We start from the raw sequence: 12,981 nt of genomic DNA on the forward strand, positions 1-12,981 counted from the left end.
GTCGCTCGCATATGGACTCCCGCGCTTAGGGCTTCGGGGAAAAGCAGCTTTTTGTGATGGACTTGACAAAAACGTTCATAGCAACGAACCTAGCACGTCTTATTGGGTGAATTTGCAGCAGTATAGAATTCTAACGAATCATAGCAACTCTATTTCTCCAATTGTCATGGTTTTTCGAAGAAAATCGGAGGTTAGGTCTGTAATAAGACTGCTGAGATTCGTTAGAATTTCATATGTTTTTAAAACTGCGATATAAGGTGTGTCCGATTCGTTAGCGCTTGCCACAAACCTAACCCTAAACTCACCCCATACATACCACCCGCACATTACGGCCCACACCATACGTTTCGCACATTACTACCTAAGTTACTACTTCGGCGTATGTGCTCTTCACTACATCTCTCTACAATTCCGCAGATGCTTGCTTTAACAAACCAGCCAACCATTCATAGTCCGGCGTATCTTTTTCCTTGAGTTTGATCGTTTTGCGCTCTTCCGGGCCTTCAAATATCCCATCAGGTAGATCGAGTCCGGTTGCATTGAAGATGGTGAAAGACATGGCTTGTTTGGAAGGCGAGATGACCGCAGCGTACTTTCCGTTTTTCAAAAAATGAGGTTTCTTGTATTGGACGCGTTCTTGTACGTCAGGGATGGTATCATGCACCAACTGGCGCAATTGTTCAGCGACTTGTACTTGCCAGGGGATCTGAATCTGTTCAATAAACTCGGTGACTTCTTCATTCTTGGTCATGCTTGTTCACCCTCCGTATGGATCTGATTGTGTGTTTCCCATTCTGGTCTTAGGATTCCCATCATCAAGCGGTCGTAACGCTTACCATCACGATATACAGCTGAGCGTGCACGACCTTCCAACTGAAAACCAACCTTTTCATAGGAACGGATTGCTTTGGCATTGTAGGCGATGACGTCGAGGCCAACCCGGTCCAGATTCATTTCATGGAATGCATATCGTAAAATAAGATTCAACGCTTCCGTACCATATCCCTTGTTACGATGTTTGGCAAGTCCAATGCCAATGGCAAGCTGTCCGCAGCGGTTGTTCCATTCAATGCCATGAATGACGACAAAACCAATCAGCGTATCTTCTTCATGCGTGCGAAGTCTGAAATAAACTTCCTTGTTCTTCGTTTCGCCCTCATCCTCCAACTGTTTCTCCGAATAGGGAATGGCCAGGTCAGTATCCACATTCCGAAGGTACTCCGGGTCTTCGTTCCATTGCAACATGGTCTGCACGTCTTCAGAGCGTGGTGGCGTCATCTTTAATCGTTTGCTATAAAACAGGTTATCCGTAGTGAGTGTCATAGGGTTCTCCTTTAAATTAAGTTAAGCTTGCTTCACCTTAGTTCCACGTTTAACTCTAAGTATATTTCGCAATAGACCTCGTCCCTTTGGCATATGATAGCCTCATCATACTGGAAATTATAGGTGAATCACAATAGCGTATTTCAGTGGATATAAGTAACCTCTTGTCATAAAACCTAACACGGTAGTAAGATAAAATGATTGATATACATTCAGTGATAAAACCAATAAAAATGTCGGCGGGAGTGGTATGTTATGGAGATCAAAGTGGATGATTTGAGTGGAGTCCAAGTTAAGGCTTTAATTGCGGAGCACTTGCAAGGGATGGCGGCAGATTCGCCTCCAGAAAGTATTCATGCGTTGAATCTGGACGGACTCAAGGAGCCCGAAATTACTTTCTGGTGTGCTTGGGAAGGGGACGACTTGCTCGGCTGCGGGGCTATCAAAGAACTTGATCCAGAGCATGCAGAGTTGAAGTCGATGCGTACCGCTTCGGCTCATCTGAGAAAAGGCGTAGCGAGAAAAATTTTGGCACATATTATGGAGGTTGCCACAGACCGTGGTTATAAGCGAATCAGTCTGGAGACGGGTTCAATGGATTCATTTATCCCGGCAAGGAAGATGTACGAAGATTTCGGATTTGAATATTGCGAACCATTCGCAGATTATGTATTGGACCCGAACAGCACGTTTATGACGAAAAAAATCTAAATGAATTCACATGACAAACCAGTATTCTGTTTTTTTACAGGACGCTGGTTTTTTAATTTTGCAACATATCGTACATTTTAAGAGATGGAAAAAGAGTAGAATAAACTCAATAATACGCATTAAAACAACGTGGCCTTGTGACGAAGAATGTGGAGGGAGTCGTACATGATTTACTGGTGGTTCGATCATATGAATCCGCTGTTTGCTGTCTTGGTGTTATGTCCCATCATTGCTGTGATGCTTGGAGTATGCAGTTATTTTGCCAATTGGTTTAGACTCTGGGTAGCGCTGGTTATATCTTTTATGCTGCCTTTGTTGTATATCGCGAGTGATCTTTCAACATGGGGTAGTAACATAGGCGCTTGGTTCATCTATGGGGCAGGGTACATTTTGCTAACCTGGATTGTACACAGATTGCTTCGTGCCATTGTGGGGTATAAAACATAGGTTATGTCCATATATGTTTGGGATGAATTGGCCATGAGGAACTTCTGGGCTGATTGATGGACAATAGGGTATACTGGACATTATGTCTATGAAACAAGACAGCATTACAGACGTTTTTTACATCAGGAGGACTTGAATTGGCTCAGACAGAAGGAACACTACAGAAGAAGCTTAAACCAAGACACATCAGTTTTATGGCTATGGGTGGTGTCATTGGAACGGGAATTTTTAAAGGCAGTGCAGAGACGATTGGACTCGCAGGTCCGGGCGTTATTGTCACGTACATTTTTGCCGGATTATTGCTGCTGGTTGTTATGGCCGCGATGGCGGAGATGGCTACGGTGTACAAGAACAAAAATATGAAAGACTTCGTGCAGGAGGCATTTGGTAGCAGAGTATCCTTTGTTATGGGATGGATGTACTGTTTTCTATGGTTATCGGTGTGTGTCATTGAGGTGATTGCCGCCGGGAGCTTTTTGCAGTATTGGTTCAGTGAAGTACCGCTGTGGATGCTGAGTCTGGCATGTGCGGCGTTCATTATACTGGTTAATCTGTTAAGTGTAGGTGTGTTCGGGGAATTTGAGTTTTGGCTGGCCGGGATCAAAATTGCCATGATCATTATTTTTATCTTCCTGGGTGCAGGATTGATCTTTGGCATTATCCCAAGTGACAACACCCCTTATCTGCAAAATTATACGCAAGCAGGCGGCTTCTTCCCGAACGGATGGTCTTCGATTTTCTCGGCACTGCTTGTGGTCATGTTCTCTTATGGGGGATCGGAGCTGATTGGTCTGACCCTGACCGAGACGGAAAATGCAGAAAAAGTCATGCCCAAAATCGTGGGCAATTTCATGCTCAGAATTATTCTGTTCTTCACCTTGCCGATTCTCATCATTTGTGGTCTTATCCCATGGAATGAGATCGGGCCGGAGAGCAGTCCATTTGTACAGGTGCTTGCATCCACGGGACTGCCGGGAGCAGCACACATAATGAACTTTATTTTGGTGACGGCGGTTCTGTCTGCTGCGAATTCAGGGATCTATGGTGCATCCCGGATGATGCACTCCATGGCAGTAGGCGGTGAAGCTCCAAAGGCATTGTCACAGACGAATCGCAACGGAAGCCCTGTTAACACACTTCTGGTGTGCTCAGTAGTTTTGCTCGGAGGTTCCTTGCTAGGCCTGTTCGCGCAGGATCAACTGTTCCGCGTATTGCTCGCAGTTCCGGGGTTTGTTGTAATCCTTGTGTGGATCTGTATTGCTTCATCACAGCTGAAACTACGGAAGAGATATCCGGTTCAACCGACCTTCAAAGTTTGGGGATTCCCTTACATAACCGGAGTCGTTGTACTATGTCTTAGTGTGATTGCGGTGATGTTTGTGTTTGATGAAGGGAATCGGTTCAGCATTAGCATCTGTATTGCCGTGCTCGCGTTGCTGATTATCTGGTCCCTGATTCGATTCAGGAAGACGAATGGACGAACAGTTTAGTAATGGTTGGATAGTATGCAAATGTAGAACAACATGACATCTCGGCGCTTGCGGCGGGGTGTTTTTTGTATTCAGTAAGGTAATGGTTTTATTTTGGAACTAGAACCTCTGTTTTTGTTATAACTGGGACAAATTAGGGGTAATACAAACTAGATAAATAAACCGGCAGTCTCAGAAATAAAATTTAATGGAGGGTAGAAATATGAATTTAATAAAGAAAATTGAAGAAGGACAATGTTCGATTGATGAGTTGCAACTTTTATTAAATGAAGCAAATCCAATAGTTTTGTATCATGTAATGACTTATATAGGCAAAGAAAAATTGGCGTCAACTGCTATAAATGAAAAGCTGGAGGAACTTACATCCAGAAGAGGAGCATCAGATAAGTTAATAGGTTATTATAAAGTTGGAGATTTAGCCATAGCTACACTCATCAAATTGGACAAAAAAACAGATGAAATAGCTATTTTTAAATCAATGGATGATTTTGATAAAAAAATGATATTTAACTTGATTGAAGAGTTAGAATGGTAACTCAAGTTACAGAATAAAAATAATTATCAATCTTTGAACATACTCTAATGCTTGCATTGGAGTTTTTTTGTTCCAATGAACAAAGCTACCACGGCCATGATAGCGTTTTTATGTTAACCCAATATTTTCTTGCCTAATTCGACATATTCGTTTACTATTTTCCCATACATAGTGCTTCAAGCATGCGTTTTTTGGGTAGCGCCTAGTCAAAAAGGCTTGGGTTCACGGGAGAGGAAGAGGAGCGGATGATTGGTTTTTTTAGAAAACGTTTGGTTGTGCGCATTGTTGCAGTAGTCACACTGGTCATTACGATTATAGCCGTTGGAAGCATGCTGTTACAGGTGGCCAATATGAAACTAGCTGCGCAGGAGGCCATTTCGAGTTACAACATCCAGATTGCTCAGAGTTATGTGAATCAGCTGGATACAGCATCTTATGCCGAGTTTGCCAAGGACCCCAAGGAGAATGACGAATTCTTGAAGATTCGTGATGAACTGGATGACTTTCGCGTAAGCATTGGTGCAATGTATGTGTATTTCGTCAAAATAGATGACAAAGGTACGCCACTTATTATGGTGGACGGTATGAAGGATGCAGATAAAGCCTCACCGATTAATGAAGTAACGGATGTCCCTCAGGAGGCTGTTCAAAAGCTGTTGCAGGGGCAAACAGCCAGTTCTTCGATTATTAACAATGAGGAGTACGGCGACTATATTTCCTCTTACGCTCCCATGCTGGATAGTAACGGTGCTGTAACAGGTGTAATTGGGATCGATACGGCAGTATCGGTGATCGGAAGCATTGAGTCAGATATAATGAAATCGAGTATTCCCTTCTATGCCTTATTGCTACTGATTACACTTATAGGCATTGCTGTTGTCACGTGGTTTATCGTAAGAGGACTGCGGCCACTTCAACCGCTGAAGGCGAGTGTGGAAAAAATGGCACAGGGTGAGCTTGCAGAAGCGAACCGAATTCTGACGTCGTATCGTTTGCGCAGCCAAGATGAGATTGGAACAACATATCAAGCGATGATACATATGTCCGGGAACTTGAATAAGATTGTGAGTAACATGGTTGAAGGCGTAGCAGTAACCACAGATATTTTATCAGAATCAACGAAGGAATTTAATCGCAGTACCGAAGAGATGCTTGAGATGGGCAAGACGGTTGATCAATCTGTCGAACAGATTAGGCAGGGTGCACATACGCAGAAGCAGGGTGCAAGCGATAGCGCGCATGCGATGGAAGAGATCGCAAAAGGCATAACGGATATATCCGAATCCTCGATGGTTGTGTCGGATGCGGCATCAAGTGCGCTTTCTACGGCGGAGTCCGGTAAACAGAGCATGACACTGATGAAAACACAGATGGAGAGTATCTCAAATGTCTCAAGTGAAGTTGTAGCGATGGTTCAGGTGCTGAACAACTACTCCCAGGAAATTGGTGGTGCCCTGCACACGGTTCGTGACTTTGCGAGTCAGACGAAGCTACTTGCGCTTAATGCATCCATAGAGGCAGCACATGCAGGAGAACACGGCAAAGGTTTTGCGGTTGTGGCGGATGAAGTTCGGAAGCTTGCTGAGGCCTCAAGCACATCCATGGAACGGATCTCCGACTTGCTGGTCCGTATTCAACAAGAATCACAACAGATTGGCTCACAGATGGGGGTTACTGCAACCGAGATTGGACAAGGTGTTACGATTACCGCAGAAGCGGAGCAAGCTTTCGCCCATGTAGTTGATGCGTTCCAACTGGTGACCCGTCGCATTCAGGAAGTCTCCGCTGCGGCAGAGGAAATCTCGGCAGGATCGGAAGAGGCTGCAGCCTCCGTCAATACGATCTCGCAGATCTCAGCCGGGGTGTCGGATCATTCGGATGAAATCTATCGCTTAATGCGTGAACAGTCGGCCATGTTCAACAGGGTGGCGCAGACCTCCACAATGTTGGAGCAGCAGACGAACGAGATGAGTGAAGCCGTACGAAAAGTTAAAGTATAGTTTGAGTAAGGTGTAGTAATAGTAACGCAAGAGATAGTCAGAAAAGTGTTCCGCTTTTGGAGAAGTTGGTGTTCATCCCAAACTTCCTTCAAAGGGTGGAGCACTTTTTTAGATTTAAACTTTTAAATGATCCAGCTCTATCGCCTGTCTGAAGCGTTGGGCGAATCGTTCTGCAGCTACGGCGGACTCCTTGGACTCCGTCTGCACGAAGCCAATCTGCATTTTCGGTTGATCGATTCCAGCGATCTCTACCATCTTCACCAGACCTTCTTTCCATAAGGGATTTTGGTGAAAGGAAAAGTCGTGACCAATCGTGGCGGCAATATCGTTTCTTAACACCATGTTGATCGCTTCTGAATTATTTGTTTTGAACAGAATGGACAGAGGTCCATGATCATAAGTGAATTCCTTGATGAAGTCTTCGATGAAACCATCTCGATAGAGTGCCAGCTTGTGTTCTTTTAATTGATCCGGTGTAACACGGCTGTGCTTGGCAAGTTCAGACAGGTGATGAGTACCAACTACCAGCTTGCCCGAATACATGGGACTGAAGTGAAGTCCATCGAATTCCCGCAATTGTTTGGCATAGATCGCGATAAAGCCCAGATGGGTTTTGTTGTTGCGAATATCTTCAATAATTTCCATGGACCCTTTCTCTTCAATGGAGATATTAAGTTGCGGGTGCTCACGCTTCATATCCGCAGCAGACTGGACAAGATAGGGCATAACACTTGGAAAAGTAGCCACATGAAGCTCTCCGCTAAGAGAGGAGGCTTCTGCGTTCAGGGATTTCAATTCATCAATCCGCTGTAAAATATCCAGTGCCTTGGCAATGAATTGTTTGCCTTCGGGAGTGGGATGAGTTCCCTGCCGCGAGCGTTCGAACAGGATGATACCCAATTCTTTCTCCAGACGATGAACCGATTGGCTGATCGCCGATTGTGTGACATGTAGATGCTCCGAGGCGGCTGAGAATGATTTCGTTTTCGCAATTTCAACGACATATTCGAGCTGTTCCAGATTCATGATTTCATCTCCGTTTAGCATTAATACAACTAATGTTAACATTAGTATCTATAAATATGAATAATACATGAACAGCGATATAATATATAGACAATCATACAAAGGGGATGAACTTCATGAAAGCAGCAGTATGGTATGCCCATAAAGACGTTCGTGTAGAAGAACGGAAAGTTCCGGTCGCTCAAGCGGGTCAGGTCAAAATCAAAGTGGAATATGCAGGGATCTGCGGCAGTGACTTGCATGCCTATCATCATGGTGTGGGAATTCAAGAAGGCGAGAATCATCCGCTCTCAGGACAGAAAGCACCGTTGACATTAGGTCATGAATTTGCAGGAACCGTAAGTGAATTGGGGAGTAATGTAAGCGGTGTCAGTGTAGGGGATCGAGTTGTGGTTGAGCCGTTGTACCATTGTGGAAAATGTGACTACTGTATCCAGGGGCGTTACAACCAGTGTACTCAATTTGGATTCGTTGGACTGAATGGTGATGGTGGTTTTGCAGAGTATGTTGTTGTTGAAGCATACATGGTTCATCCCATCCCGGATAACGTAACTTTCGAAGAAGGTGCGCTTGTAGAGCCTACAGCCGTAGCCTTTCACGCGGTTCGTCACAGCAAGCTGAAAGTGGGGAACAAAGTAGCCGTATATGGAGCAGGTCCAATTGGATTATTGACCATTCTGTCTGCCAAAGCAGCAGGAGCCTCTGAAATCTATGCAGTCGATGTATTTGAGGAACGTCTGGACCTGGCAGCCAAGCTGGGAGCGATTCCGGTGAACAGTGCCAAAGTCAATGCAACAGAGGTGATCCTGCAACAATCGGGCGGCATTGATGTAGCTTATGAAGCAGCAGGTGTACAACCAACGATGGATAGCGCCATTGCGGTTGTCAAAAAAGGCGGAGAAGTTGTTGTCATCGCAGCGATTCCAAATCCGCTTCAAGTGAACTTCTTCGATCTTCTGGTCAAAGAAGCGAATCTAACGGCAACGCTGGCATATCGCCACATTTTCCCTGAAGTGATTTCATTAATTGCTGAAGGGTCGCTCGATGTGAAACAGGTCATCACCAAGAAAATCAAACTGGACGACATCGTGCAGGAAGGGCTTGAGCTGTTAATGAGCGACAAGAGCCATGCGAAGATTTTGGTAGAGATTGGCGGCTAAAAAATCAATAGCGATGTATCATTTCAAATGCTATATAAGTTGAACTAAAGATTGTTTACACTGACACTACGATGACAGAATAACCTTCCAATCGCTGTTATCCCCAGATTTTTTCAATTCCCTTTTCTCAAGGGGAAATCCGGGGATAAAGGCGAACGCTTCGCTTTTTCAGGTTTTTTCTGTCCTCTCCGTTATCGTGTAAATGATTAGTGCAACTTATATAATTGATATTTATAAACGTAAAAGACCGTTCATGAAGATGATCGGTCTTTTTTACATTTCATTCTCTGTTCACTGATCCCGTGTTGGTGTTAGCCAACACAAGGAATCATAACGGTAACATATTGCCTTGCCCCCGCCACTCTCGGAGCTGAACTCCTCATCCTCTGTAAATCCAAAACGCTCATATAAACGGATGGCATTGACCATCTGACCGCCCGTATATAAATACACCGTATTTTTGCCCATTTCTTTGGCAGAATCTACGCATTGCTGGAGCAATACCCTGGCAATCCCGTGACCTCTCCATTTTGGATCAACACCCAACAGCCGAATAAACGGATAATCGATCGGCAATTCAAAGTTTGGATAAGCCTTGCGCGCTGTTTCGAATAATTGGACTGTACCAACGATCTGATCATCAATCTTCGCGATCCATAATTGTGTCAGGTACGGATTAACCACAGACTCTCGAATATCTTTGAGGTAGGCCTCCCAGCGTTCATTTTGCTCAAAAGTCTCCCGATACTCGGCATAACTTGCAACAAGGATATCTACAATCTCTGGATGGTCTGCTTCTGTGGCAGGGTGAATCGTAACGGCAGCCGTTGTCATCTTATAATTCCTCTTCTCTTATGGGTTAAGTATGGAATATAGTTTTCTTGCATTTTACCATAACGGATTCAATCCGATTCATTCAAATTTTCTATAGGTAACTCAGTCATTTCTATAGATCGTAGCGCATCAGCGATTGAGCTGTGTGGAATACAGATGATTGCGATATTCGGTTGGCGTATTGCCTTCGTATTGCTTGAACATGCGCAGGAATAGCTTGTAGTCGGAGAAGCCGCACTGTCCGGCGATTTCTTTTACACTAGCATTGGTGTTGAGCAGCAACTGTTTCGCCCGGCGAATTCGTTCTGTGAGGATATAGGTTTTGAGTCCAGTACCTTTCTCACGTTTCACCATTTTGGAGATATAGTCTTTGTTAAAATTAAAATTTTCCGCAATCTGACTCACTGTGATGTTTGTATGCAGATGAATATCGACCCACTTGCAGATATGGTCCACAATTGCATTGTGCGGGCGATAATCCGCCTCTATATTGCGCTCCAGCTCCTTGAACAACAGTAACAAAGCAGCGTCGGCTTCTTCTGGTGAGAAGGATGACACATGCAGCAACTGCTTGAATAACTGATTGGCCATGGAAGGTACCTGAATGGTGGCATGTGTCCTAAACTGGTTGAATTCTGCCTGCACGGCATCATAGTGAACCCAGTAGAAACTGACGGGTGTGTCGCTAATCTGGTAGCCGTAATGGGTGCGACCGGCGCGCAGAAACAACAGATCGTTGGCACGAACGACATATTGTTCCTCTTCTTCCGCGATGTACATCTCACCTTCCAGCATCAAAATGATCTCATGCACAGGCATGCTGCGTCTCATATGGCTCCAGTTGCCTTCGGATATGAACTTGCCGCACAGGTAATGTTCCAGTGGCTTTTGCATAGGACGGATTTATCCACCTTTTCTTGGATTATGAGTCTGATGTAATTGTATTTTATTTGATAATATGAGGATATTCAAGCTCTACAGTAGATTGATGAGTATTAGTCTTGTAGCTAATAAAACGGATTTTACCCCTTAAGAATGAATGGACATCTATTACATCCCGAGAAGGAGTGAGTGTCATGATTGATACAAAAAAAGGATTTCTGGGACCGGAACATGTAGATCTGTTAAATGGTGTGTTTCAAACATCACAAGAGGTGGGGGAGCGTTACCTGTTATCGCTGGATATTGATCGATTCCTGGCTCCATGCTTCGAAGCGCATGGTTTACCTGCCCGAAAAGAGCGCTACGCGGGTTGGGAGGCACGTACCATCAGCGGACATTCCCTCGGACATTATCTGTCTGCCCTGGCTGTGACGTATCAGGCAACCGGGAATATCACGTTAAAAGAAAGACTGGATTATGCGGTCACCGAACTGGCGAGAATCCAGCAGACCACGGGAAGCGGATATATCGGTGGTTTGTCCGAAGAACCTTTCCACATGGCTTTTCGAGCAGAGAATATCGGTGGATTCAATATCGGTGAATACTGGGTTCCCTGGTACAGTGTGCACAAAATCTATCGCGGCCTGATTGACGCCTATAAACTGACTGGCAACGGACAGGCACTTGAGGTGGTTACTCGATTTGCAGACTGGGCGGTCGAAGGATTGCTCCCGATGACAGAAGAACAGATGCAGACGATGCTTCAAAGTGAACACGGGGGCATGAATGAAGTATTCGCACACTTGTATGGGATTACCGGTAAAGCCTTATATCTTGAGATCGCTAATAAGTTCACCCATCAATTGATCCTGAGACCCTTGGAGCACAAGCAGGACGATCTTCAAGGCAAACACGCCAATACGCAGATTCCCAAAGTGATCGGTGCAGCCGAAATCTACAATCAGGACCATACTCATGAGAGTTATCGGACAGCGGCAGAATTTTTCTGGGACACCACGGTGCATCATCGTTCTTATGTATTTGGTGCGACGAGTATTTCGGAGCATTACGAAGCAAAGGGTATGGAGAGTCTTGGCATCAAAACAGGAGAGAGCTGTTGTACTCACAACATGTTACATCTAACGAAGCAACTCTTCGCCTGGAATCACGATAGCGCCTACATGGACTATTATGAAAACGCCATCTATAATCACATCCTCGGCACGCAGGACCCGGATACGGGGAACAAAACGTATTTTGCATCAACGCTGCAAGGCCACTACAAAATCTATGGAACTCATGACACCGCCTGGTGGTGCTGCACAGGATCAGGTATGGAGAACCCGGGCAAATATGCCGAGGCGATTTATTTTGAGGATGAACAGGACCTGTACGTCAACCTGTATATCGCTTCCCAACTGGATTGGGCGTCACAAGGGTTATCTCTGAAGCTTGAACCCGACTTTCCTTATTCGGAAAAGGTAACCCTGACGATCACCGGAGGCAACGCCTCGGCTCATCTAAGATTACGTGTGCCCTCATGGCTGCAAGAGCCAATGACGGCAACAGTTAACGGGGATACGGAACATCCGTATACACGGATGGAACCCGGCTATCTTTCCATCGAGCGCACATGGACAACGGGCGATGTCATCACCATCACACTGCCGATGTCACTCCGCCAGTACACTGCCCGGGATGATTCCCACAAAGTGGCATTCCTGTACGGCCCAATAGTACTCGCTGGTGCACTAGGAAACGAGGGCCTTCCCGAGGATACGATCGTAGACGAAACAGCGCTGAATCCCAAGACTGCACCTGTACCTGTGATCTGGACGGAGCAAGAGGATGTACGAGAGTGGATCAAGGTTGTAGATGCAGATACGTTAACATTTGAACTTAGCAAAGATGTTACTTCCACAGGCGAAGCCGTGAAGCTCATTCCGTTCTATGATGTGCATCACGAATTTTATACCGTGTACTGGCCGTTTAACGATGAAGGGGATGCGCTGGAGAAAGAGTTGAACGATATCACGATCGACAGGGTTCAGGCTGACGGTCAGCAGGATGAGATTGGACATCAACTGGATAGCAACTGCCGTGGGGAGCACCACAACGGTTCAACCACAGATGGCCGTAAGAAGTTGCATATGTGGCGAGAAGCTTTTGGCGTCAGTGGGGCTTACTTCAGTTACCAACTGGCAGTGGATCGTAAAGCAACCAATTATCTATGTGTGGCCTATTGGGGTGGAGATCATTCCGCGTTTAAACGGGAAGGTACGTTATATGACAGACAATTCGCCATTACCGTGGATGGAACACTCATCGGTGAGCAGCGAATTCATATGAACAAGATTGGCGAAGTGTTCTATGTGACCTACGATATTCCTGAGGCCGTAACATCAGGTAAAGACAGCGTTAAGGTAATGTTCCAGGCGAAGGGCGACAATGGATGTGCCGGGAAAGTTGTAGAGGTGCGCACCACGCGAAGCAAACCGGAATCCATCTTTTCGTGAAAGAGGCATGGTGTGAAAAGGCGCAAACACAATGTTATAATGAAAACAAAAATACGG

The 12,981-nt window shown here is 45.3% G+C and carries 12 protein-coding genes; 7 read left to right on the forward strand and 5 right to left on the reverse strand.

The genetic code is table 11. From position 1 onward, the window contains the following. Positions 1-403: 403 nt before the first annotated feature. Complete coding sequence (locus C170_RS03010) at positions 404-751, reverse strand: DUF1801 domain-containing protein (protein WP_036606185.1); 348 nt, start codon at positions 749-751, stop codon at positions 404-406. Then, positions 748-1,323, reverse strand: coding sequence for a GNAT family N-acetyltransferase (locus C170_RS03015; protein ID WP_036606186.1), 576 nt, complete (start codon positions 1,321-1,323; stop codon positions 748-750). Before C170_RS03015 ends, C170_RS03010 begins: the two co-directional genes overlap by 4 nt. Positions 1,324-1,578: 255 nt before the next feature. On the opposite strand from C170_RS03015, the gene C170_RS03020 reads away from it, so the two are divergent. The 5 genes from C170_RS03020 (at position 1,579) to C170_RS03040 (ending at position 6,506) form a co-directional block, all read left to right on the forward strand. Next, positions 1,579-2,034 (forward strand): GNAT family N-acetyltransferase, encoded by a 456-nt coding sequence (locus C170_RS03020; protein ID WP_036606187.1) that lies wholly within the window; start codon positions 1,579-1,581, stop codon positions 2,032-2,034. 165 nt (positions 2,035-2,199) lie between these two features. Continuing rightward, a complete protein-coding gene (locus C170_RS03025; RefSeq protein WP_036606188.1) occupies positions 2,200-2,481 on the forward strand; it encodes a hypothetical protein in 282 nt (93 codons plus the stop codon). Between the two features lie 137 nt (positions 2,482-2,618). Beyond that, the gene (locus tag C170_RS03030; RefSeq protein ID WP_036606189.1) at positions 2,619-3,971 is read left to right on the forward strand and encodes an amino acid permease; all 1,353 of its coding nucleotides are present in this window, start codon (positions 2,619-2,621) and stop codon (positions 3,969-3,971) included. 202 nt (positions 3,972-4,173) lie between these two features. Further along, positions 4,174-4,506, forward strand: coding sequence for a hypothetical protein (locus C170_RS03035; RefSeq protein ID WP_051446963.1), 333 nt, complete (start codon positions 4,174-4,176; stop codon positions 4,504-4,506). 245 nt (positions 4,507-4,751) lie between these two features. Next, complete coding sequence (locus tag C170_RS03040) at positions 4,752-6,506, forward strand: methyl-accepting chemotaxis protein (protein WP_036606190.1); 1,755 nt, start codon at positions 4,752-4,754, stop codon at positions 6,504-6,506. 114 nt (positions 6,507-6,620) lie between these two features. Here C170_RS03040 and C170_RS03045 read toward each other — a convergent pair whose 3' ends face one another. Next, positions 6,621-7,532 carry a LysR family transcriptional regulator gene (locus C170_RS03045; protein ID WP_036606191.1) on the reverse strand — a complete coding sequence of 304 codons (912 nt, stop codon included), beginning with the start codon at positions 7,530-7,532 and terminating at the stop codon, positions 6,621-6,623. A gap of 116 nt (positions 7,533-7,648) precedes the next feature. Here C170_RS03045 and C170_RS03050 point away from each other — a divergent pair, with 116 nt between their 5' ends. Next, positions 7,649-8,692, forward strand: a complete 1,044-nt coding sequence (locus C170_RS03050; RefSeq protein WP_036606192.1) for a 2,3-butanediol dehydrogenase — start codon at positions 7,649-7,651, stop codon at positions 8,690-8,692. A 291-nt stretch (positions 8,693-8,983) separates the two neighbouring features. Here the strand turns inward: C170_RS03050 and C170_RS03055 are convergent, their stop codons facing one another. Together C170_RS03055 and C170_RS03060 are read right to left on the reverse strand one after the other, a co-directional pair. After that, positions 8,984-9,526 (reverse strand): GNAT family N-acetyltransferase, encoded by a 543-nt coding sequence (locus C170_RS03055; RefSeq protein ID WP_036606193.1) that lies wholly within the window; start codon positions 9,524-9,526, stop codon positions 8,984-8,986. Between the two features lie 129 nt (positions 9,527-9,655). Continuing rightward, positions 9,656-10,420, reverse strand: a complete 765-nt coding sequence (locus tag C170_RS03060) for a helix-turn-helix transcriptional regulator (protein ID WP_155985013.1) — start codon at positions 10,418-10,420, stop codon at positions 9,656-9,658. Between the two features lie 182 nt (positions 10,421-10,602). Between C170_RS03060 and C170_RS03065 the strand changes: the two genes are divergently transcribed. Next, positions 10,603-12,924 carry a beta-L-arabinofuranosidase domain-containing protein gene (locus C170_RS03065; RefSeq protein WP_036606194.1) on the forward strand — a complete coding sequence of 774 codons (2,322 nt, stop codon included), beginning with the start codon at positions 10,603-10,605 and terminating at the stop codon, positions 12,922-12,924. Positions 12,925-12,981 lie beyond the last annotated feature (57 nt).

The sequence above is a fragment of the Paenibacillus sp. FSL H7-689 genome, assembly GCF_000517905.1.
GTDB classification, from domain to species: Bacteria; Bacillota; Bacilli; order Paenibacillales; family Paenibacillaceae; genus Paenibacillus; species Paenibacillus amylolyticus.

Bases quoted from the DNA above. Each gene is read 5' to 3' on its own strand.
- C170_RS03010 (WP_036606185.1), bottom strand. From the start codon at position 751: ATGACCAAGAATGAAGAAGTCACCGAGTTTATTGAACAGATTCAGATC.
- C170_RS03015 (WP_036606186.1), bottom strand. From the start codon at position 1,323: ATGACACTCACTACGGATAACCTGTTTTATAGCAAACGATTAAAGATG.
- C170_RS03020 (WP_036606187.1), top strand. From the start codon at position 1,579: ATGGAGATCAAAGTGGATGATTTGAGTGGAGTCCAAGTTAAGGCTTTA.
- C170_RS03025 (WP_036606188.1), top strand. From the start codon at position 2,200: ATGATTTACTGGTGGTTCGATCATATGAATCCGCTGTTTGCTGTCTTG.
- C170_RS03035 (WP_051446963.1), top strand. From the start codon at position 4,174: ATGAATTTAATAAAGAAAATTGAAGAAGGACAATGTTCGATTGATGAG.
- C170_RS03040 (WP_036606190.1), top strand. From the start codon at position 4,752: ATGATTGGTTTTTTTAGAAAACGTTTGGTTGTGCGCATTGTTGCAGTA.
- C170_RS03045 (WP_036606191.1), bottom strand. From the start codon at position 7,532: ATGAATCTGGAACAGCTCGAATATGTCGTTGAAATTGCGAAAACGAAA.
- C170_RS03050 (WP_036606192.1), top strand. From the start codon at position 7,649: ATGAAAGCAGCAGTATGGTATGCCCATAAAGACGTTCGTGTAGAAGAA.
- C170_RS03055 (WP_036606193.1), bottom strand. From the start codon at position 9,526: ATGACAACGGCTGCCGTTACGATTCACCCTGCCACAGAAGCAGACCAT.
- C170_RS03060 (WP_155985013.1), bottom strand. From the start codon at position 10,420: ATGCAAAAGCCACTGGAACATTACCTGTGCGGCAAGTTCATATCCGAA.
- C170_RS03065 (WP_036606194.1), top strand. From the start codon at position 10,603: ATGATTGATACAAAAAAAGGATTTCTGGGACCGGAACATGTAGATCTG.